We start from the raw sequence: 20,423 nt of genomic DNA, 5'->3' as shown, positions 1-20,423 counted from the left end.
CATCGAACATCGTGTGAGCGATTTGCCTGCCGGGTTACCCGTCATTCCATCAGGTTGCCGCACAATGGCAACCTGATGGATAACAAGTATAGATAAACATGCTTCGTGGCAACGCGGGTTACATCAAAACCCGGTTGTTTTTAGGCGGTATTTTTCATAACGGATGGGCAACGGCATCTCCCTCCCTCAGATATTTTCCAGCCGAATGCCACGGGTTCGCGGGCCAAATACCCCGACGGTGACCACCACGGTTAACATGCTGATGATGATAAACGCCAGCACGCCACTGGTATCGTAGTGCTGTAAAATCAACCCGATGAGCAGACTACTGAACGCGGTAGACAGGCGGCTGAACGAGTAGCAAAAGCCCACGCCGCGGGCGCGAATCGCGGTGGGAAAAACCTCGGTCTGGTAGGCATGATAGCTGATGGTCAGCCAGGCGTTGGAGTAAGCGACCAGAAACCCGCAGACAATCAACCACAGCGGTTGGGTCTGAAAGGCAAACAGGGTACCGCATACCACCGTCATCAGTGACGACAACACAATGTGCCATTTATTTTCGAGTTTCCCGATGTACCAGCAGCACAGTAACGACCCTATCGGATAGGCCAGCGTAATAAAAAAGGCATACAGCAAACTGTGGGTGACGGTGGCTCCCTGCCCTGCCAGCAGCGTCGGCAGCCAGTTACCGAAACCGAAAAAACCGATGGCCTGAAACACATTCATGACCATCAGCATCAGGGTTCGGCGTCGGTAACGCGGCGACCAGATATCACGAAAGCGGCCACGTGACGGGGAGGTGATGACCGGCTGCGACGGCGTCAACGCTTCTCCCGGCTGCACACCGCAGCGGTGTTCCATCGCCGTCATCACCTGCTCGGCTTCCCGATAACGCCCGCGTGACACCAGCCAGCGCGCCGACTCCATCAAATTGCGCCGTAACAACCACACCACCAGTGAACACAGCGCGCCGATAATCACCACATAACGCCAGCCAGACAGCCCCCAGAACTGGTGCGGCACCAGCCACCATGACATCAGTGCCACCGCAGGCACCGAGAGGAACTGCATGAAAAATGCCAGCGCAAACGCCCGGTTGCGCAGGTGAGTCGGCATCCACTCAGACAGGTAGGTATCGATGGTGACCAATTCTACCCCCAGCCCAATGCCCACCAAAAAGCGACAGAGGATCACCCCTTGCGCCTGATGCTGGAATGCCATCAGCAACGAGAACGCGCCGTACCACGCCAGCGCGAACATGAATGCACTGCGACGCCCCAGTTTGTCAGCCTGCGGAGCCAGCACACTGGCCCCGACAAACAGGCCAAGGAAGGTAACGCACGCGAAGGTCGCCTGATCCGATACCCCCAGCAATCCCGCCTGACCGGCATGAAAGATGTTCTCGTTCATCAGGCCGGTGCTGATATACGCCGTCTGGAACAGGTCGTAGAGTTCAAAGAATCCGCCCAACGACAGCAGCATGATGAAGCGCCATAACCCCCATGACGGGGGCAAGGCGTCAATACGCGCCGCCAGTATATGGAACGGAAGTGGATGATTGACCGCATAAACCGTCGGCGCACTGCGTTCAGTAAAGCTGGAATCCATGGCTTGCCCCTGAGTGATGATAGGTTATCGATAATCACGTTCTGGCAAACCATAGCGGTAATAATTATCAGTTATTACTGCTTATAAATGGAATTATTTTCAGAATATGAAGGACTATCCAGACGGTAACAGATGGCGCCACCAATTTATGATAAAAATCGATAGGTTATCGCCATTATTACCCATAATGACGATATATCTGGTTACATCATGCACAACCTGTGTAGGGGCATTGGTGAGTGGTAACAGGGGTTATTCCCCCGGTGACGGCGATGTTTTTACCCGCATCCGGCCAATCAGTTCGCGCCGGAAATCACCCAGTCGGGGTTTATCATCCAGCCACGGCAACGGGCGACATAACTCCATGGCGCGGATCCCCAAGCGTGCGGTCAGCAACCCGGCCCCTAATCCTTGCGCGGCACGCGCCGACAGGCGAGCCGCCAGATCCTGCGACATCCAGTCCATGCCGATTTCCCGCACCAGTTCACTGGCACCGGCAAACGCCACGTTCAGCAGCACCAGTCGAAACAGGCGAATCCGGCTGAAATAACCCAGCTCAATGCCATACAACCGGGCGATGCGATTGACCAGTCGCAGGTTACGCCAGGCAATGAACGCCATATCCACCAGCGCCAACGGGCTGACAGCAATCATCAGGGCGGATTCGGCGGCGGAACGACTAATCTCACGACACGCCTGCGCATCCAGCACCGGTTGTACCAGCCGAGCGTATAACTCCGTCACCTCGCGGTCGTTGTGGGTATCGTGCAGCGACGCCTGCCAGCGTTGCAACGCTGGATGCCCGGCTTCAAGCCCGGCCTGACGGGCCAGATGTTCGCAAAACACCCGTGCTTGCCCGGTGCTGTGACTGTTAAGTAACGCCCGCGCCCGGTCACGGGTTTCCGCCCGCTGGCGCAGCCGGTACAGTCGACGCCACTCCACCGCCAGCGACCCGACACCCGCGCCCACAATCAGGATACCGGCCGCCACGCCGCCAAGCGCAATCCAGTCGTGGCTGACCCACGCCTGATACAGCGACCGTCCGCCCTGCGCCAGCGCGCTCAACCCGAACAGTGCCACACCGGCCCCCAGTATACGTCGCCACAGACTGCGACGTGGGCGCAAGGCATCGCTAACCACCTGTTCGGCCCCTTCGCCGTCATCGGCCTGCGTGTCGTCAACGGCGACGGTCGGCGCAAAATGGCGGGCGTCGCCGTCGTCAAACGCGACCGATGGACGCAACGACGCCGCCGCCGGTTCAATCAGCGTGTCGTCAAAGGTGATGCGAGGCTTCAGCGGTTCACTCATCGCAATTTATCTCCCAGTAAAAATTCCATCACCGTATCCATACGAATATGCGGCAGCGGCAGGTCCATCTGCATTTCCTGTGGTCGAAACGGCTCAAAGTGGAACCCCTGCTCACGCCAGAAGGACGGGTCCGGCAACCGCGCCGGGACATCGCCCGGATAAAGGGTGATAGGCTCACCGTCCGCCAGCCGGTTGCCACGCAGAGCAGGCAACGATTGCCCCTGATGCGACACCACGCCGCTTTGCGTCGCCTGTATTGCGGCAATACCGGCACAGTCGATCTCGATGCCCTCGAACGCCACATTGCGCCAGGCTTCCTGCACCAGTTGCTGCAACAGCGACACCAGATTGGCATGCTGGTCGGCGGTGATGTGGTCAGACTGACTGGCAGCAAACATCAGCCGGTCGATACACGGCGAAAATAACCGGCGCAACAACGTGCGTTTACCGTAATGAAAACTCTGCATCAACTGGGTCAGCGCCAGTCGCATGTCGTTAAACGACTGTACGCCCTGATTGAGCGATTGCAGGCAATCCACCAGTACGATTTGCCGGTCAAACCGGACAAAATGCTGGCGATAGAACTCACGCACCACATGCTGGCAGTAGTATTCAAAGCGGCGGCGCAACATGCCCATCACCGTGTGTTCGCCCGCCTGCGCCAACGCCGCGTCCAGTCGCTCGTCGGGCTGGGGCCAGGGGAAAAACTGCAATACCGGCGCCCCTGCCAAATCGCCCGGTAACACAAAACGCCCCGGCTGAATGAAATGCAATCCTTCCTGCTTACAGCGCAACAGGTAGTCGGTGTACGCCTGGGCGATCGCCGCCAGTTGGTTTTCATCCGCTGGAGCCAGTGGGTCAAGCCCTTCGCACAGCGCCAGAAAGGGCTGCGCCCAGCGTAATCTGTCCCCCTGCAACAGGGTGGACATCTGCCGCGACCAGTCGGCGTAGCTTTGCTCCAGCAGCGGCAAATCCAACAGCCATTCACCGGGATAATCGACGATTTCCAGATACAGCGTGGCGGTATCACGAAAGTGGCGCAACAGGCTGTCGCGGGAGCGATAACGCAGCGCCAGCCGGATTTCACTCACCCCGCGCGTCGGCGTCGGCCAGGCAGGCGGCACGCCGTATAACGATGCCATACCTTCGTCATACGCAAACCGGGGAATAGCCAAATCCCGCTGCGGGATACGGCGAGCCCCCAACAACCGGTTTTCGCGCACCACCGAAAACAGCGGCAACCGCGCGCCATGCTGCGCATTCAACAATTGATTGACCAGTGAGGTAATAAACGCCGTTTTGCCGCTGCGACTCAGGCCAGTAACGGCCAGCCGCAGGTGACGATCGGCGCTGCGGTTGACCAGCGCGCTGAACTCGTTCTGTAACCGGCTAACATGATGGGAATAAGCCATGACACTCCTGTTGGTTGTCCTGCCGTATGATTGTCCTGCCATATCCGGCCACCGTCGTGTTGCCTGTCAATTACGAAAAACAGCACAAATACAAGCAATAGTGCCACGGTGCGAAAAACGATGAGCGGAATTCGACGCCTGCGCCGCGAATCCCACTCAGAAGATCAGGCCAGTTGATGACTGGCAGCGCGATTACAATTGGCGAAACTTACTGCGCACGCCGTAGGTTTCCGATGTGATATAGCGCTCGATGTGGCGTAAGCGTTGTTCGCTGGCACTCAATATCGCATCGGCTTGATCGAGCAACGTCTGCGGTGAAGCCTCATCACGTGTCGTCGTGTATGCCTCCGGCGGCGCGGGCTCCAGTACGAAACTGAGAACGATATAAGCGATGACCGTAATCAGGAACAGACCGAAAAAAATCGACAGCACGGCAATAAAACGCACCAGTTTTACCGGCACATCGAAATAGCGCGCCAGCCCGGCGCACACGCCTTTAATCATGCCTTCTTCCGGCAGCAGGTAAAGTTTGCGCTCAGCACGGGTGTTCATCAGGATTGCCTCCAGTTGGGATGTTCCGCATCCAGAATCTGTTCCAGCGCCTCAATGCGTTCGCGCATGCGCTGTGCGTCTTGCGTTAACCGGGTCAGCCGCTGCATTTCAGCCTGATCCCACTGTGGCGCACGGCGGCGCTGACTGTAATGCAGCCACAACCACAGCGGTGCGACAAACAGCAGAAACACCGTCAGGGGAATCATTGTCATTACCAGAGCACCCATTTTTTCTCCTTAATTATTATGGTGATGCAGCCTGGCTGCCGCCGAAACGACAACCAGTAATATTATTCCGCCGGTTTGACTTTCGCTTTCAGCGCCGCCAGTTGCGCATCGATCTCGTCGCTGGTTTTCAGCTCGGCAAACTGTTGATCCAACGATTTGTGTTTACCCAGCCCCACGCTTTCCGCTTCCGCCTCCAGGGTATCGATACGGCGTTCAAACTGCTCAAAGCGGGCCATCGCTTCATCCAGTTTACCGCTATCCAACTGACGACGAATATCACGGGATGAACTGGCGGCCTGATGGCGTAATGTCAGCGCCTGTTGACGGGCACGGGTTTCGGTCAGCTTGTTTTCCAGCTCGCCAATTTCGCGTTTCAGGCGATCCAGCGTTTCTTCGACTGCGGCGCTTTCCTGCTCCAGCACCGTCACCAGTTCCGTCAGCTTCTGTTTTTCCACCAGCGCGGCACGCGCCAGGTCTTCACGCTCGCGCCGCAACGCCAGCTCGGCTTTGTCCTGCCATTCCTGCTGCTGGCTGCGCGCCTGCTCAACACGGCGAGCCAGCTGTTTCTTTTCCGCCAATGCCCGGGCGGAAGTGGAACGCACTTCAACCAGTGTATCTTCCATTTCCTGAATCATCAGCCGCACCAGTTTTTGCGGGTCTTCCGCCTTATCCAGCAAGGCAGTGATATTGGCGTTCACGATGTCGGCAAAACGGGAAAAAATACCCATACTCTACTCCTCAATGATTTCCGGCGTCTGCGACGCCCGGTTCGTTATCTCCATCAGCCGTTGCCTGATGACATCCTGACATAATCAAATACCATGCCAGCTTTTAAAATCATCGTAATCACATGATAAATAATGTGTTACTGATTTCGATATACAATAGTCGCGTGCTTTGCTATGGTCAAATTAACCAATAAGTGGTGAAAAATACAAGGCGATATCATGACGCATGGACAGGATTCGTTACTGGGCGAGGCCAACAGTTTTCTGGAGGTGCTGGAGCAGGTGTCTCAGTTGGCGCAGCTCAATAAACCGGTGCTGGTGATTGGCGAACGCGGCACCGGTAAAGAACTGATTGCCAGCCGTCTGCATTACCTCTCCCCGCGTTGGCAAGGGCCGTTTATTTCACTTAACTGCGCAGCGCTGAACGACAACCTGCTGGATTCCGAACTGTTTGGTCATGAAGCCGGGGCATTTACCGGCGCACAAAAACGCCACCTGGGGCGTTTTGAGCGTGCCGACGGCGGCACCCTATTTCTGGATGAACTGGCGACCGCGCCGATGCTGGTGCAGGAAAAGCTGTTGCGGGTAATCGAATACGGCGTACTGGAGCGTGTGGGCGGCGGGCAGCCGCTACAGGTGGATGTCCGACTGGTGTGCGCCACCAACGAAGACCTGCCCGCGCTGGCGGCGCAGGGCAAGTTCCGTGCCGACCTGCTTGACAGGCTGGCGTTCGATGTAGTGCACCTGCCACCGCTGCGCCAACGTCAGCAAGACATCATGCTGCTGGCGCAGCATTTCGCGGTACAGATGTGCCGGGAACTGGGACTGCCGCTATTCCCCGGTTTCAGCCCGCAGGCGGAACGTACTCTGCTGGACTACAGCTGGCCGGGCAATATCCGCGAGCTAAAAAACGTGGTGGAACGCTCGCTGTACCGGCATGGCGCCAACCCGGACGCGGTGGACAGCATTATCCTTAACCCGTTTACGCCACTGGCGGCCCCCGCACCGGCAAGCGACTCGCTACACGCGGATGCGACGGGCTTACCCACTCTGCCGTTGAATCTGCGTGACTGGCAGCACCATCAGGAGCGACAACTGGTAGAGCGGGCGCTCGTTCAGGCGCAGTTTAACCAGCGTAAAGCCGCCAGGTTGCTAACACTCACCTATCATCAGTTTCGCGGCCTGCTGAAAAAGCACGAGATCGGTGCCAGTGACTAACCACGGCCGGCAAAATCCCGCCGCCGCAATCTCTGCCCCCGGCGATAGAACCGGGGGCGGTACGCGTTACCACTCGTCAAAGGGGTCGACCCAATCCTGCCAGCTCTCTACGCCGCCCAGCAGTTCCTCATCCGTGAGCAGGCAGGCATCCAGTTGGGCGGTAATCCACGCCTGATCCAGATGTTGGCCAATAAAGACGATTTCCTGTCGCATATCGCCGAACGGCTCCTGCCATTTCTCCCGAATCGCCGCCAGTGTCTCTTCGTCCTGCGGCCAGCGATCCGGCGCGACCGCTTTCCAGAACAGACCGGCGAGACCGTAACGCAAAATCCCCCCGGCCTGATGCCAGGAGCCAGCCTCGAACGGACGGGTCGCCAGCCAGAAAAAGCCTTTGGAGCGCAGCAGGCGGCCCGGCCCCCACTCCTCTCGGCTCAGAAAGTCATAGAAGCGCTGCGGGTGAAACGGCCTGCGGGCCTGATAGACAAAATTACCGATGCCATACTCTTCGGTTTCCGGTGTATGGCTACCACGTAGCTCCTGTAGCCAGCCCGGCGTCATGGCCGCCGTTTGCATATTAAAACGCCCGGTATTTAACACCTCATCCATCGGCACCTGCCCGTGTGCAATCGGCAGAATGCGCGCGGACGGATTGAGGGTGTGGAGAATAGCGATCACTTCATCACGCTGGCTGTCGGTCATTTCATCGGTTTTACTGACCAGCAGCACATCGCAAAACTCAATTTGTTCAATCAGCAGGTCGGTGACACTGCGAACATCGTCGTCCCCCAGACTCTGCCCTACCGATTGCAGGCTTTCCGCCGCCTGATACTGCGCCAGAAAGCTGGCACCATCCACCACGGTGACCATCGTATCCAAACGGGCGAAATCAGACAGACATTGCCCTTGTTCGTCTTCAAACGTAAACGTCTCTGCCACCGGCAACGGCTCGGAAATGCCGCTGGATTCGATCAGCAGATAATCGTAACGCCCGGTGCGAGCCAGCTCACGTACCGCCACCAGCAAATCTTCCCGCAGGGTACAGCAGATGCAACCGTTACTCATCGACACCAGCTTTTCCTGACGGTGATCCAGCGTCACCTCCTGATTAACCAACTCGGCGTCGATATTCACTTCACTCATGTCATTGACGATCACCGCGACCCGGCGTCCCTGACGATTATTCAGAATATGGTTCAGCACCGTGGTTTTCCCGGCCCCCAAAAAGCCGGACAGTACGGTAACGGGTAAAGGTTGCATGCGAGTGCTCCTGCTTAAAAATGATTGCCCGGCGACCGACTTAGCGCGAGTCACCGCCTGGCTGCGCATACTACCACAAATAAGATATGTTATAACATAACAATTACAAGAGCCGGGTTTATGTTTTCCGTGATGTACAAATACCTGCCAGCCGCTGCCGACAACCCCAGCAGTTTGTAGAAAAAACCGGCAGATAAGCGTAAGAAATTGGGTGGAATCACAGAGTGCGGTACACTCTGTGTATTGCCGATTGTCTGAAAAAAACCGTATGTCCGGAAAACACATTCTTATACTGGCGCTGGCCTGGCTGACACAGTCCGCTCTGGCACAGACGCCGACCGTCCCCGACGCGCCGGTGCCCCCTATCCGCCAGAGCGGTTTTGTCTATTGCGTTAACGACGTTCTCAACACCTTCAACCCTCAAATGGCGCGTAGCGGGCTGATGGTGGATACGCTGGCGGCACAACTCTATGACCGTCTGCTGGGCGTTGACCCTTATACCTATCGGCTAATGCCGGAACTGGCGCAGCGCTGGGAAGTCACCGACAATGGCGCGACCTACCGTTTCACCCTGCGTCGTGATGTGCCGTTCCAGAAGACCGCCTGGTTTACCCCCAGCCGGATGATGAACGCTGACGATGTGTTGTTCAGTTTCCAGCGCATGCTGGATAAAAAACACCCGTTCCATGATGTCAACGGCGGCGAATATCCTTACTTCGACAGTCTGCAGCTGGCGGATAACATACAAAGCATCCGCAAACTGGGCGATTACACCATCGAGTTCCGTCTGCAAAGCCCGGATGCGTCGTTCCTGTGGCACCTCGCTACCCACTATGCGCCTATCCTGTCGGCGGAATACGCCCAGCAACTGACCCGTCAGGACCGCCGGGAGTTGCTTGACCGCCAACCGGTGGGGACTGGCCCTTACCGGCTAGAACAGTATCGCTACGGGCAGTATGTGCGGCTCAAACGCAACGATAACTACTGGCGTGGCGAGCCGCGTATGGAGCAGGTGGTTATCGACCTGGGTGCCGGTGGGACTGGTCGCCTGTCAAAGCTGTTGACGGGCGAGTGCGATGTGCTGGCTTACCCGGCCGCCAGTCAGTTAAGCATTCTGCGTAATGACCCTCGCTTGCGGTTATCGCTGCGACCGGGGATGAACGTCGCCTATCTGGCGTTTAACGTGCGAAAACCGCCGCTGGACGATGTTCGCGTGCGTCACGCCATCGCGCTGGCTATCAATAACGATCGTCTGATGCAGTCGATTTACTACGGTACCGCCGAAACCGCCGCCTCGATTCTGCCGCGCGCCTCCTGGGCTTACGACAATGAAGCGCAGATTTCCGAGTACAACCCGGATAAAGCGCGCCAGTTACTCAAAGAGCTGGGCATTCACGGCTTGCAATTGCAACTGTGGGTGCCGAGCGCGTCGCAGTCCTATAACCCCAGCCCGGTGAAAACCGCCGAACTGATTCAGGCTGACCTGGCGCAAATCGGCATTCGGGTAACCATCATGCCGGTCGAAGGCCGTTTTCAGGAAGCGCGCCTGATGGAGATGAACCACGACCTGACGCTGGCCGGTTGGGCGACCGACAGTAACGACCCGGACAGTGTGTTCCGCCCGTTATTGAGCTGTGCCGCTATCCGCTCCCAAACCAACTATGCTCACTGGTGTGATCCTGATTTCGATCAGGTCTTGCAGGACGCGCTCTCTTCCCAGCAACTCTCCCGACGTATGGAGTACTACCGGGTCGCCCATCACATTCTGACCGAGCAGTTGCCGGTGCTGCCGCTGGCATCATCGCTGCGGATGCAGGCCTATCGCTACGACATCAAAGGACTGGTACTCAGCCCGTTTGGCAACGCCTCCTTCGCCGGTGTTTACCGTGAAGACGGCAGCGACGGCCATAAAGACAAACCGGATGACCACGCCGTTGATCCGTCTTCCAACGCGCCGATCCAGGGGGAACAGCCGTGATTATCTTTACCCTTCGTCGCTTGTTGTTGCTGCTGGTCACGCTGTTTCTGCTGTCGCTGATCGGCTTTAGTCTGCTGTATTACACCCCGCACGCCCCGCTTAGCGGAGCGGCGCTGTTCGACGCCTATCGCTTTTATTTCGTCAGCCTGTTGCAGGGCGATTTTGGCGTTTCCAGTATTAACGGACAGCCGATTAGCGAGCAGTTGCGCGATATTCTGCCCGCCACCGTCGAACTGTGCCTGCTGGCATTTTCGCTGTCGCTGCTGGTGGGTATCCCACTCGGCATCACCACCGGCGTGTTGCAACACAAAGCCGCCGACCGGATTATCAGCGCGCTGGCGTTACTGGGCTTTTCGTTGCCGGTGTTCTGGCTGGCGCTGCTGATGACCCTATTCTTTTCACTGCATCTGGGCTGGTTTCCGGTTTCCGGTCGTTTCGACCTGCTTTACCCGGTGCCACCGGTGACCGGTTTTGCGCTGATCGATGCCTGGCTTTCCCATTCCCCCTACCGGGACGAGATGATCGCCAGCGCCATACAGCACATGATTCTGCCAGTGCTGGTGTTGTCGGTCGGCCCGACCACCGAAGTGATTCGCCTGATGCGTATCAGCACCACCGATATCGGCACCCAGAATTACATTAAAGCGGCGATTATCCGTGGGTTACCCCGCGCGACGGTCATCCGCCGTCACCTGTTGCATAACGCCCTGCCGCCGATCATTCCGCAACTGGGGCTGCAATTCTCCACCATGCTGACACTGGAGATGATTACCGAGGTGGTGTTTAACTGGCCGGGCCTTGGCCGCTGGCTGGTCAACGCCATCCGCCAGCAGGATTTTGCGGCGATTTCCGCCGGGGTGATGGTGGTCGGCGCGCTGGTGATCACCATCAACGTACTGTCCGATATCTGGGGCGCCATGACAAACCCGCTGAAACATAAGGAATGGTATGCACTCCGATAACATCTACGGCGAAAAAGCGCTCCCCAGCCGCTGGGTCGACACCTGGACGGTCTTCCGACAGGACCGGATGGCGATGGTGGGGTTTTACGGGTTCCTGTTGCTGCTGGGGTTATGCCTGTTTGGCAACACGTTGGCCCCCTACGCGTTGGATCAACAGTTTCTCGGTTACCAGTTGCTGCCGCCGTCCTGGTCACGTTATGGCGAAGTGTCGTTTTTTCTCGGCACCGATGACCTGGGCCGCGACCTGCTGAGCCGCTTGCTGAGCGGCACCGCGCCGACTTTCGGCTCGGCGCTGCTGGTTACCCTGGCCGCCACGCTGGTCGGTATTGTGCTCGGCATGCTGGCAGGGGTGACCCATGGCCTGCGTTCTGCCGTGCTCAACCATATTCTCGACCCACTGCTGTCGATTCCATCGTTGCTGCTGGCGATGGTGGTGATCGCGTTTATCGGCCCGCAACTGACCCACGCCATGCTGGCAGTGTGGATGGCGCTGCTGCCGCGTATGGTGCGCACGATTTATTCCGCCGTGCATGACGAACTGGAAAAAGAGTACGTGACCGCCGCCCGGCTGGACGGGGCGTCCACACTCTACCTGCTTTGGTATGCCGTGGTGCCCAACATCCTGCCGGTAGTGGTCAGCGAAATCACCCGTGCGCTCTCCATCGCCATTCTGGATATCGCCGCACTCGGCTTTCTCAATCTTGGCGCACAACTCCCCTCCACCGAATGGGGTGTGCTGCTGGGTAATTCGCTGGAGCTGGTGTACGCCGCACCGTGGACGGTGATGCTGCCCGGTGCGGCCATTACTGTCAGCGTACTGATCGTTAATCTGCTGGGGGACGGCATTCGCCGCGCCCTGCTCGCTCAAACCGAATAGTGACGGAACTGCATCATGGCATTACTGGAAATTCGTAATCTGACCATTGAATTCCTCACCCCGGATGGCCCGGTGAAAGCGGTGGATCGCGTCAGCATCAGCCTTACCGAGGGTGAAATTCGCGGTCTGGTAGGGGAGTCCGGCTCTGGCAAGAGCCTTATCGCCAAAGCCATCTGCGGTATCAACAAGGAAAACTGGCGCATTACCGCCGATCGTTTCCGTTTCGATGACGTGGATTTGCTGCAACTCACACCCCGTCAGCGCCGCAAACTGGTGCGGCACAACATGTCGATGATCTTTCAGGAACCACAATCCTGTCTGGATCCGTCTGCACGCGTCGGTCGCCAGTTGATTCAATCCATTCCCGGCTGGACGTACAAAGGCCGCTGGTGGCAGCGCGTTAACTGGCGCAAACGCCGGGCCATCGAATTGCTGCACCGCGTCGGTATCAAAGACCACAAAGACATTATGCGCAGCTACCCCTATGAACTGACCGAGGGGGAATGCCAGAAAGTGATGATCGCCATAGCACTTGCCAACCAGCCCAGACTGCTGATTGCCGATGAGCCGACCAACGCGATGGAAGCCACGACACAGGCGCAAATTTTCCGCCTGCTTTCCCGGCTTAACCAGAACAACAACACCACCATTTTGCTGATTAGCCACGATTTGCAGACCATGAGCAAATGGGCGGATCGTATCAACGTGCTGTACTGCGGCCAGACGGTGGAAAGCGCGGTCAGCGATGAATTGATCAGCGCACCGCACCACCCTTACACCCAGGCGTTGATCCGCGCCATGCCGGATTTCGGCTGTTCATTACCACACAAGAGCCGCCTGAACGCGCTGCCGGGGGCGATTCCGGCTCTGGCGCACCTGCCCGTCGGCTGTCGACTGGGGCCACGCTGTCCTTATTCGCAAAAACGCTGTATGACAGCACCGCCGCTCGTTCCGGTGAAAAACCATTGGTACGCCTGCCACTTCCCGCTCAATATGGAGGAATCCTGATGGTGGAAACCCTGCTGGAAGCCCGTAATCTCACCAAAACCTTCCGCTACCGTACCGGCTGGTTCCGACGTCAGCACGTTGAGGCGGTGAAATCGGTGAGTTTTACGCTGCGCGAGCGGCAAACGCTGGCGATCATCGGCGAAAACGGGTCAGGTAAATCTACGTTGGCCAAGATGCTCAGCGGCGTGATCCCCCCTACCTCCGGTGAGCTGGTCATTGACGATCATCCGCTGCAATACGGTGATTATCACTACCGTAGCCAGCGTATTCGCATGATTTTTCAGGATTCAGCCAACTCGCTCAACCCACGCCAGCGGATTGGTCAATTGCTGGAGTTGCCGCTGCGGCTCAATACCAACCTGACGCCGCAAGAGCGGGAAAAAGCCATTAATCTGGCGCTGCGCCAGGTCGGCCTGCGTGCCGACCACGCCACCTACTACCCGCACGCACTGGCACCGGGCCAGAAACAGCGCATCGGGCTGGCGCGGGCGTTAATTCTGCAACCCAAGGTGATCGTGGCAGACGAGGTGCTGGCGTCACTGGATATGTCGGTACGCTCCCAGATAATCAACCTGATGCTGGAGCTACAGGAAAAACACGGCATCTCCTATATCTACGTCACCCAGCATCTGGGCATGATGAAGCACATCAGCGATCAGATTCTGGTGATGCAGGCAGGCGAAGTGGTCGAGCGCGGCAGCACCGCCGATGTGCTGGCGTCGCCGTTACATGACCTGACCAAGCGTTTGATCGCCAGTCACTTTGGCGAGGCACTGAGTGCCGACGCCTGGCGACAGGACAGCAACCGCGCGTGAAAACCTGTGCTGAAGTAGACGACATCGCGTGTGAGCCGTATCGATGGGGTGAAAGCCCCTCCGGCCTCTAGTGGTTGGAGTACCCCTTGGGGCACCATACATGCTAGAATCGCCCAGTTTATTCACATCGATCATGGTAAATAATTATTTTTATTAACGATGATCGCAGTAACAATGATCACAAGGATACTGCCATGGGTTTTCTTAACGGTAAGCGCATTCTGGTAACGGGCGTTGCCAGCAACCGCTCCATCGCATACGGTATCGCACAGGCAATGCATCGTGAAGGTGCAGAACTGGCGTTCACCTATCAGAACGACAAGCTGAAGCCGCGTGTGGATGAGTTTGCCAAAGAGTTTGGTTCGAGCATCGTGTTACCCTGTGATGTGGCAGAAGATGCCAGCATTGAGGCACTGTTCACTGAACTGGCGAAAGTGTGGCCGAACTTTGATGGCTTCGTGCACTCTATCGCTTACGCACCGGGCGACCAGTTGGATGGCGACTACGTCAACGCCGTTACCCGCGAAGGTTTCTCCATCGCTCACGACATCAGCGCCTACAGCTTTGTAGCGATGGCGAAAGCCTGCCGCAGCATGCTGAACCCGAACTCTGGCCTGATCACCCTGTCCTACCTGGGTGCTGAGCGCGCCATCCCGAACTATAACGTCATGGGTCTGGCTAAAGCCTCTCTGGAAGCTAACGTACGCTATATGGCTAACGCCATGGGCGCGCAGGGTGTACGCGTCAACGCCATTTCCGCTGGCCCGATCCGTACGCTGGCCGCTTCCGGCATCAAAAACTTCAAGAAGATGCTGTCTCACTGCGAAGCGGTTACCCCGATCCGCCGTGTGGTCACCATTGAAGACGTGGGCAACGCTGCCGCGTTCATGTGTTCTGATCTGGCAGCCGGTATCTCCGGTGAAATCCTGCACGTTGACGGCGGCTTCAACATCGCTGCGATGAACGAGCTGGAACTGGGCGAATAATCACGCCGCCTGTGCCGGACGCCGGTCTGGCACAGGGTTCCCGCCCTTTCTATCTCGTTCGCCATCCTCTGCGTTATTGCCCCGCTTGTAGTTTGATTATCTCGATTATGGCTATTGCCTTGCCGCCCGTTCTCGCATCTTATTGCGGCGGTGAATGCTCGCCTAAATAAGTGATCCTAATACCGCTACACTTTTGTCAGTCCATGTTTTCCAAGAGGAATGTAACGGACATCCGGTTATATCCCTGATTTTTATCGCCAGCAGTTCCGTGCTCCAACGTGAACGCTGATAACCACAATCGCCCGGAGAATATTTTACAAGTTCACGCAGCAGTGCACAGATATGTTCAAACGGCCAGCGGCGGCCACGCCCTGCGGGCAAGGATTTCAGGCCTTCCACACCATATAACGTAAACCAGTTAATCCATCGCCCCACGGATGAGCGGGCGCAACAGAGTGTTCTGGCAACATGGCTGACACTGTCGCCCCGGTGCAGCATCAGCATGGCGGTCAGTCTGCGGGCATGGTTTTTATCCTTTGTTCTGTGAATAGTTTTCTGCATCGTGCGTCGTTCAGTACGGGAAATGGAAGCTATAATTGGCATTGCTTAGTCCGGCTGGTGATTTGGAGTCTCTGACGATTGGTCAGATCCCGCAACCGGGACTGAGTTCCTGAAAAAATACGCTACTGCCTGAATATGGGCAGCCATATAAGCAAACTCACTGGAGCAGTGCTGGAATGCAAAACATCAGGGTTGAACGTCTTTCATCAGTAACTGAGACTCTGGTTTCCGATTTGACAAATTTACTGTCTGAGCTGTCAGAAACAGCATTAGATCTGGAAGCCGATGTTATTAAAGGAATTATTAACTCTGAGCTGGTACAAATATTTGTGGCTTATGACGATGCAATACCAGCACCAGCGGGTATGTTGACATTAGTTTGCGTAACACTGCTGTCGGGTAAGAAGTGTATTATTGAAGACGTGATTGTCGGTACCCGGTTCAGACGAAGAGGGATCGCCTCTGAATTACTTCATTCTGCTATTGTTTACTCACGTACCTACGGAGCACGTTATATTGATCTGACGTCCCGTTCAGAACGTGTAGCAGCAAATGAGCTTTATAAAAAGACAGGCTTCATCAAACGGCAGACTAATGTGTACAGACGAATGTTGCTGGAAAAGCTGGATCTTTGATTGTCGTTTAAACACTTCAATATTGAGGGGTACCTTCAATTTGGTGTAAGTTCCGGAAGTGATCTACTGTTAGGAACAGTTATTTAGCCAGTGCTGCGCGGCGTCAAAGAAATGTTGTGCCAGCATGGTGGCGCGCCCGGCTTCAGCAATCACCACCGCGCCGTGTCGCGACATCGGTGCCAATGCCAACGGCCGCCAGGCCAGCTCCGGGGTCATCTCCGGCAGCAAACTGCCATTGGGTACAATACCGCATCCCAGCCCGACGAACACACTTTGCATCAGTTGCAGTATCGAGGTGCTTTCCACCCGCACTCGCGGCGTCACCCCGGCTTCCCGGAACTGACCGTCCAGATAGCGGCGAAAATACCGACTGGGTTCCGCCAGACATAACGGCACTGTCGCCAGTTCCGCTAGCGTCAGTGGGCCGTTCGCCTGTAGCGTGGGAAAGTAGCGTGGATGATACAGCAGCGAAGCCCCCTGCTCCGCCAACGAGGAGGCCTGAAAATGTAACTCGCGCAGCGTCGTCAGCTCGAAAAAACCGATCCCGACATCCACCGTATGGGCGGTGAGTGCTTCCAGTAATTGATCGGCGCTAAACAGTGCGACCTGATAATCCATCTCCGGGTAGGCACGGCTGACTTCTGCCAGCAAGGCTGGCAACGCCATGCTGCATTGCGGTACCGCACCGATGCGCAGCAACCCGCTGGTACCGCGCGCCAGTGATGCAGCCTCCAGCTTCAACCCCTGATAGACCGACACCATTTCCCGCGCCCAGGCCAACACCCGTTCGCCTTCGGCGGTAAACCCCTCGAAATTATTACCCCGATTAATCAGCGACAACCCCAATTCCCGCTCCAGGTTCTTTAATCGCATCGATAATGTTGGCTGGCTGACAAAGCTGGCTTCGGCCGCACGGCCGAAATGGCGCTCTTTTTCCAGATTGCACAAGTAGATAAGTTGCTTAATGTCTATTTTTTACCACCAATCACTTACAGTTATTAATTCTATCCGGTAAATATTTTATGTATTAATTTCCGTACTAAATAAAATTTCATCATGAGTTTTATGTCCGCTTCCTAGTTCATCATAAGCTTGATCATGAATAGCTTCAAACCGGCAGTCAGTCAGCTTCATACACTGAAAGAAACTCATAAGTCACCACACCGAGCATCCCTTCCTTCCAGAGGTTCTCCGTTTATCGTCTCGCCGTCTTCCGTAATGATTCCGTACCGGAGCGATTGACCGAATGACCAGATCAAAACCGTGCGGTATTTCAATACCTCTCTTGTTGGACGGATGGTGAATCATCAGCTTGTTCAAATCTATGCGGCTCTCAACGAAGTCTGCCGCCGGTGATGGAAATCCCATATCAATACGCCCCGTAGTGGTAGAAACGCGCCACAACTTGTTCTCGTCCTCTTATGGCGACTCATCGCGAAACTTCATCACGTTCAGCGCCATCCACTCATTAGCCTGCTTGTGGCTGAACACCCAGTTGCGCCGGGCAAGTTCCGCGATAAAGTCAGACGTGGATACGATTACGCCAAGCTTAGGACTGCATCACATGGCCTCGTGGAATGAAACCTGTATATCGTCGTAACGTGGCATGCCGGAGACTTCGATATTACTGTATATAATTACAGAAATATCGATCGATAAAAGTGATCAAGTGGGATGCGAGGGGAGATCTGCAAAGGTGTTGGTCAGAAAAGATTTTTAATATGAAGCGATAAATGTCATGGCTGAAACTCATTGAGTTATGGGATAATATTGTAGAATATTAATAGTTTCTTATATCTTTTGGGTGGAGTAAAGTAACAAGTGTCACAGACAATCATCAAAACAAAGCTTGACCAAGTAAGAGGATTAATAGACAGAGGTTTTGTCTACTTTGATTTCGAGCAGATCCTAGAGGTTCATTACCGCAGATGGATAAGACCTGGCGATACGGTTATTGATATAGGTGCCCATATTGGAAGGCATCTTGGACCCATGCTTGATATGATTGGACCTACTGGAAAGGCGCTTGCTTTTGAGCCTATACCATCTGTTTTTTCAGAGTTGAAAAGTCGTTTTTGTGACAAGAATGTCATTTTCAATAATGTTGCTTTGGCAGACAGAAATGGTACTGCTGATTTCATTTTTGCCGAGGGTGCAGCAGAGGAAAGTGGACTTAAAAAACGTAAATTCAATTCCCCGGAAACGACGCATCCAAAAACTATAAATGTTCCCGTTTGCACTCTTGATTCTTTCACTAAAGAATTTTCATCGGTGTCTTTTATAAAGATAGACATCGAGGGTGGAGAAATAGACTGCCTGAAAGGTGCATCAAGTACCATATCTCGATTCAGGCCGCTTATTTCTGTTGAGTATGGTGACCTTACTTACACAGCTTATGGGAATAACGCCGACACGCTGTTCAGGTTTGCATCAGAAAACAGCTACGTTATTTATGACATGTTCATGAACAAGCTTGATGATATTGATGAATGGCGTTCATCGCTGAACTATGTCTACTGGGATTTCTTCCTAGTTCCCGTCGAGAAAGAGCAGGATTTTAAGTTAATGGTGGTATCCTTACCTGATGAAAAACTTCCTGATCCGCGTACTGTAATGAATGAGTTAAAAGAGGCAGAAAAAAGAATCGCAGAAGCAAATGAGATAATCAATAACATGATTAATTCGTCAAGTTGGAAAGTAACTGCCCCTATAAGAAGAATTATGTCTGCATTGAGGAGATAGAATTAAAGCCTGCCAGCCATTTTCGAGGCTGATAGGCTTTTTTTTTATCAGTTGTTGGAATTGGCACTGATCCTACTCACGTAATGTGGACACAGTCCTAAGCTGTATTAGCTCAGACCTGATCTGACAGTTACCGGTTATTTATACTGGTGTCTGTCAGATTACATCTGGCTTAAATTTTTCTCGGACCACATGCGCTTTCCATCAAGTAACGTTTCTATTGGCGTCCGGCCACCGCACATTTCCCCTGATGGGTTCGCTCATTATTATAGTGAGCCAGCCATTTATCAAGATCCGACTGTAATGTATCAAGTTCGCCATACAGTTTTTTGCGGAACGCTACCTGATAAAACTCGTTCAGTATCGTTTTATGGAACCGCTCACAGATACCGTTGGTTTGCGGTGACATCGCTTTGGTTTTCGTGTGGTCGATGTCATTTATGGCCAGATAAAGCTGGTAATCATGCTGCTCCACTTTGCCACAGTACTCTGTGCCTCTGTCAGTCAGTATCTTTGCGGTTTTAATCTTTCCGCCAGCCAGAGCGGGCAAAAGCACAGTGATTACAGATTGTCGAAACGTGGAAATGTGCGGTTAAGATATGCCTTCTGGCTTGCCGCCACCGTAGCCGTAAGAACGAGAGAAAACAGCTTCCACTACAAATATGAACGTTATATTCGGGAAAATGGAGATAAGCCAGATCAGAAAAGAAAAGCCATGACGGCTGTAGCAACAAAAATCGCCAGAGTGGCGCATGCAATTGTACAGCAGGATATTGATTACAAAGGGTATTATGAGATAAGCCATGGGACGTGATTCAACGGGCCGTAAGGCGCATCGCGACCATTAGATAATGCTCAACGCCCATGGTTTCCCAAAATGCTGTGTTAAGTCCTGTCGGGCCATTCGGACCCTTGTATGTCATGGTAAGCATATTTATAAGCCGAAAGGAGATGAGCGATATCGGATACAACAATGAACCATCACCTTTGTATTAGATGGCAGGATCTTTGCGCGCAAAAACTGTTGATTCAAACGGTAGTCCTTTGTCCATCCGCAGTTTCAGCGGATAACCACGGTTTGCCACGATCCTGTCCAATACTCTGACCACCCGCTGCGCCGGGATATTCAGATCGATTTCTATCGCGAGAGCCTCGCGGTTAAAGTCATCTACCACATTAAAGGTCCGAAAGCGCCTGCCGCAGACCAGCGCATCATGCATAAAATCTATCGACCAGCTCTGATTCAGGTGTTCCGGCGTCACTAGCGATGCGGGATTACGCAGAGGCAGGCGCTGCTTTCCCTTACGGCGAAAATCAGTTTTAACAGGCAATAAATTCGATGAACGCGTTTATGGTTCCATGGATGTCGCAGCCTGAGTAGCATCTGAAACAGCTTCTTAAAACGATACCGTGAGATGACCACCACGATAAGTCTCCTCTATCCCGCTATTATCCCCTTTGATTAGACGCCTTACGGTTCGCCGCCTACACTCTTGATTAGCAAGCAAAGATTTAAAGATTTTTTTACATATTAAAAACATCATCACCT

The 20,423-nt window shown here is 54.7% G+C and carries 17 protein-coding genes and 5 pseudogenes; 10 read left to right on the top strand and 12 right to left on the bottom strand.

Annotated features, from left to right (window positions below):
- Positions 1 to 186: 186 nt before the first annotated feature.
- The 6 genes from DD586_RS08545 to pspA all read right to left on the bottom strand — a co-directional run bounded on the left by DD586_RS08545 (position 187) and on the right by pspA (position 5,835).
- A complete protein-coding gene (locus tag DD586_RS08545; protein ID WP_012884407.1) occupies positions 187 to 1,608 on the bottom strand; it encodes an MFS transporter in 1,422 nt (473 codons plus the stop codon).
- Positions 1,609 to 1,860: 252 nt separating this feature from the next.
- Positions 1,861 to 2,916, bottom strand: coding sequence for a TIGR01620 family protein (locus tag DD586_RS08540; RefSeq protein WP_012884406.1), 1,056 nt, complete (start codon positions 2,914 to 2,916; stop codon positions 1,861 to 1,863).
- Positions 2,913 to 4,328, bottom strand: coding sequence for a YcjX family GTP-binding protein (locus tag DD586_RS08535; RefSeq protein ID WP_012884405.1), 1,416 nt, complete (start codon positions 4,326 to 4,328; stop codon positions 2,913 to 2,915). The genes DD586_RS08540 and DD586_RS08535 overlap by 4 nt, the downstream gene beginning before the upstream one ends.
- Before the next feature lie 192 nt (positions 4,329 to 4,520).
- Positions 4,521 to 4,880, bottom strand: coding sequence for an envelope stress response membrane protein PspC (gene pspC, locus DD586_RS08530; RefSeq protein WP_012884404.1), 360 nt, complete (start codon positions 4,878 to 4,880; stop codon positions 4,521 to 4,523).
- Positions 4,880 to 5,107, bottom strand: a complete 228-nt coding sequence (pspB, locus tag DD586_RS08525; RefSeq protein ID WP_012884403.1) for an envelope stress response membrane protein PspB — start codon at positions 5,105 to 5,107, stop codon at positions 4,880 to 4,882. The genes pspC and pspB overlap by 1 nt, the downstream gene beginning before the upstream one ends.
- 62 nt (positions 5,108 to 5,169) lie before the next feature.
- Positions 5,170 to 5,835, bottom strand: coding sequence for a phage shock protein PspA (gene pspA / locus DD586_RS08520; protein ID WP_012884402.1), 666 nt, complete (start codon positions 5,833 to 5,835; stop codon positions 5,170 to 5,172).
- Between the two features lie 219 nt (positions 5,836 to 6,054).
- Here pspA and pspF point away from each other — a divergent pair, with 219 nt between their 5' ends.
- Entirely contained in the window at positions 6,055 to 7,053 is a 999-nt protein-coding gene (pspF, locus tag DD586_RS08515) for a phage shock protein operon transcriptional activator (RefSeq protein ID WP_012884401.1), read from the top strand.
- Between the two features lie 66 nt (positions 7,054 to 7,119).
- On the opposite strand, the gene zigA is transcribed toward pspF, so the two are convergent.
- Positions 7,120 to 8,310: a zinc metallochaperone GTPase ZigA gene (gene zigA, locus DD586_RS08510; protein ID WP_012884400.1), complete on the bottom strand. Its 1,191-nt coding sequence runs from the start codon at positions 8,308 to 8,310 to the stop codon at positions 7,120 to 7,122.
- Between the two features lie 268 nt (positions 8,311 to 8,578).
- Here zigA and sapA point away from each other — a divergent pair, with 268 nt between their 5' ends.
- The 6 genes from sapA to fabI all read left to right on the top strand — a co-directional run bounded on the left by sapA (position 8,579) and on the right by fabI (position 14,936).
- Positions 8,579 to 10,288: an ABC transporter substrate-binding protein SapA gene (sapA, locus tag DD586_RS08505; RefSeq protein ID WP_041164375.1), complete on the top strand. Its 1,710-nt coding sequence runs from the start codon at positions 8,579 to 8,581 to the stop codon at positions 10,286 to 10,288.
- Entirely contained in the window at positions 10,285 to 11,250 is a 966-nt protein-coding gene (sapB, locus tag DD586_RS08500; RefSeq protein WP_012884398.1) for a putrescine export ABC transporter permease SapB, read from the top strand. The genes sapA and sapB overlap by 4 nt, the downstream gene beginning before the upstream one ends.
- Positions 11,237 to 12,127: a putrescine export ABC transporter permease SapC gene (gene sapC / locus DD586_RS08495; RefSeq protein WP_012884397.1), complete on the top strand. Its 891-nt coding sequence runs from the start codon at positions 11,237 to 11,239 to the stop codon at positions 12,125 to 12,127. Before sapB ends, sapC begins: the two co-directional genes overlap by 14 nt.
- 15 nt (positions 12,128 to 12,142) lie before the next feature.
- Positions 12,143 to 13,135: a putrescine export ABC transporter ATP-binding protein SapD gene (gene sapD / locus DD586_RS08490; RefSeq protein ID WP_012884396.1), complete on the top strand. Its 993-nt coding sequence runs from the start codon at positions 12,143 to 12,145 to the stop codon at positions 13,133 to 13,135.
- Complete coding sequence (gene sapF, locus DD586_RS08485; RefSeq protein WP_012884395.1) at positions 13,135 to 13,950, top strand: putrescine export ABC transporter ATP-binding protein SapF; 816 nt, start codon at positions 13,135 to 13,137, stop codon at positions 13,948 to 13,950. The genes sapD and sapF overlap by 1 nt, the downstream gene beginning before the upstream one ends.
- A 194-nt stretch (positions 13,951 to 14,144) precedes the next feature.
- Positions 14,145 to 14,936, top strand: a complete 792-nt coding sequence (fabI, locus tag DD586_RS08480) for an enoyl-ACP reductase FabI (protein WP_012884394.1) — start codon at positions 14,145 to 14,147, stop codon at positions 14,934 to 14,936.
- Between the two features lie 213 nt (positions 14,937 to 15,149).
- Here the strand turns inward: fabI and DD586_RS08475 are convergent.
- Positions 15,150 to 15,539, bottom strand: a pseudogene (locus tag DD586_RS08475) (helix-turn-helix domain-containing protein); the annotation flags it as partial.
- Positions 15,540 to 15,673: 134 nt separating this feature from the next.
- On the opposite strand from DD586_RS08475, the gene DD586_RS08470 reads away from it, so the two are divergent.
- Positions 15,674 to 16,132, top strand: coding sequence for a GNAT family N-acetyltransferase (locus DD586_RS08470; RefSeq protein WP_012884392.1), 459 nt, complete (start codon positions 15,674 to 15,676; stop codon positions 16,130 to 16,132).
- Between the two features lie 69 nt (positions 16,133 to 16,201).
- Here the strand turns inward: DD586_RS08470 and DD586_RS08465 are convergent, their stop codons facing one another.
- Both DD586_RS08465 and DD586_RS22540 read right to left on the bottom strand, forming a co-directional pair.
- Positions 16,202 to 17,104 carry a LysR family transcriptional regulator gene (locus DD586_RS08465; protein WP_012884391.1) on the bottom strand — a complete coding sequence of 301 codons (903 nt, stop codon included), beginning with the start codon at positions 17,102 to 17,104 and terminating at the stop codon, positions 16,202 to 16,204.
- 318 nt (positions 17,105 to 17,422) lie between these two features.
- Positions 17,423 to 17,536, bottom strand: a pseudogene (locus tag DD586_RS22540) (hypothetical protein); the annotation flags it as partial.
- 417 nt (positions 17,537 to 17,953) lie between these two features.
- Between DD586_RS22540 and DD586_RS08460 the strand changes: the two are divergent.
- Complete coding sequence (locus tag DD586_RS08460; RefSeq protein WP_012884390.1) at positions 17,954 to 18,874, top strand: FkbM family methyltransferase; 921 nt, start codon at positions 17,954 to 17,956, stop codon at positions 18,872 to 18,874.
- Between the two features lie 161 nt (positions 18,875 to 19,035).
- On the opposite strand, the pseudogene DD586_RS08455 reads toward DD586_RS08460, so the two are convergent.
- A pseudogene (locus DD586_RS08455) lies at positions 19,036 to 19,388 on the bottom strand (integrase core domain-containing protein); the annotation flags it as partial.
- Between DD586_RS08455 and DD586_RS21695 the strand changes: the two are divergent.
- Positions 19,374 to 19,688, top strand: a pseudogene (locus DD586_RS21695) (transposase); the annotation flags it as partial. The pseudogenes DD586_RS08455 and DD586_RS21695 overlap by 15 nt on opposite strands.
- 199 nt (positions 19,689 to 19,887) lie before the next feature.
- Here DD586_RS21695 and DD586_RS08445 read toward each other — a convergent pair.
- Positions 19,888 to 20,282 (bottom strand): annotated as a pseudogene (locus tag DD586_RS08445) (DDE-type integrase/transposase/recombinase); the annotation flags it as partial.
- Positions 20,283 to 20,423: the final 141 nt, after the last annotated feature.

The organism is Dickeya parazeae Ech586 (assembly GCF_000025065.1).
In the GTDB taxonomy this organism is placed as follows: domain Bacteria; phylum Pseudomonadota; class Gammaproteobacteria; order Enterobacterales; family Enterobacteriaceae; genus Dickeya; species Dickeya zeae.
This window is presented reverse-complemented; position numbering and strand designations above follow the sequence as displayed.

Excerpts from the sequence above, each read along its gene's own strand:
- DD586_RS08545 (WP_012884407.1), bottom strand. The coding sequence starts at position 1,608 with ATGGATTCCAGCTTTACTGAACGCAGTGCGCCGACGGTTTATGCGGTC.
- DD586_RS08540 (WP_012884406.1), bottom strand. The coding sequence starts at position 2,916 with ATGAGTGAACCGCTGAAGCCTCGCATCACCTTTGACGACACGCTGATT.
- DD586_RS08535 (WP_012884405.1), bottom strand. The coding sequence starts at position 4,328 with ATGGCTTATTCCCATCATGTTAGCCGGTTACAGAACGAGTTCAGCGCG.
- pspC (WP_012884404.1), bottom strand. The coding sequence starts at position 4,880 with ATGAACACCCGTGCTGAGCGCAAACTTTACCTGCTGCCGGAAGAAGGC.
- pspB (WP_012884403.1), bottom strand. The coding sequence starts at position 5,107 with ATGGGTGCTCTGGTAATGACAATGATTCCCCTGACGGTGTTTCTGCTG.
- pspA (WP_012884402.1), bottom strand. The coding sequence starts at position 5,835 with ATGGGTATTTTTTCCCGTTTTGCCGACATCGTGAACGCCAATATCACT.
- pspF (WP_012884401.1), top strand. The coding sequence starts at position 6,055 with ATGACGCATGGACAGGATTCGTTACTGGGCGAGGCCAACAGTTTTCTG.
- zigA (WP_012884400.1), bottom strand. The coding sequence starts at position 8,310 with ATGCAACCTTTACCCGTTACCGTACTGTCCGGCTTTTTGGGGGCCGGG.
- sapA (WP_041164375.1), top strand. The coding sequence starts at position 8,579 with ATGTCCGGAAAACACATTCTTATACTGGCGCTGGCCTGGCTGACACAG.
- sapC (WP_012884397.1), top strand. The coding sequence starts at position 11,237 with ATGCACTCCGATAACATCTACGGCGAAAAAGCGCTCCCCAGCCGCTGG.
- sapD (WP_012884396.1), top strand. The coding sequence starts at position 12,143 with ATGGCATTACTGGAAATTCGTAATCTGACCATTGAATTCCTCACCCCG.
- sapF (WP_012884395.1), top strand. The coding sequence starts at position 13,135 with ATGGTGGAAACCCTGCTGGAAGCCCGTAATCTCACCAAAACCTTCCGC.
- fabI (WP_012884394.1), top strand. The coding sequence starts at position 14,145 with ATGGGTTTTCTTAACGGTAAGCGCATTCTGGTAACGGGCGTTGCCAGC.
- DD586_RS08470 (WP_012884392.1), top strand. The coding sequence starts at position 15,674 with ATGCAAAACATCAGGGTTGAACGTCTTTCATCAGTAACTGAGACTCTG.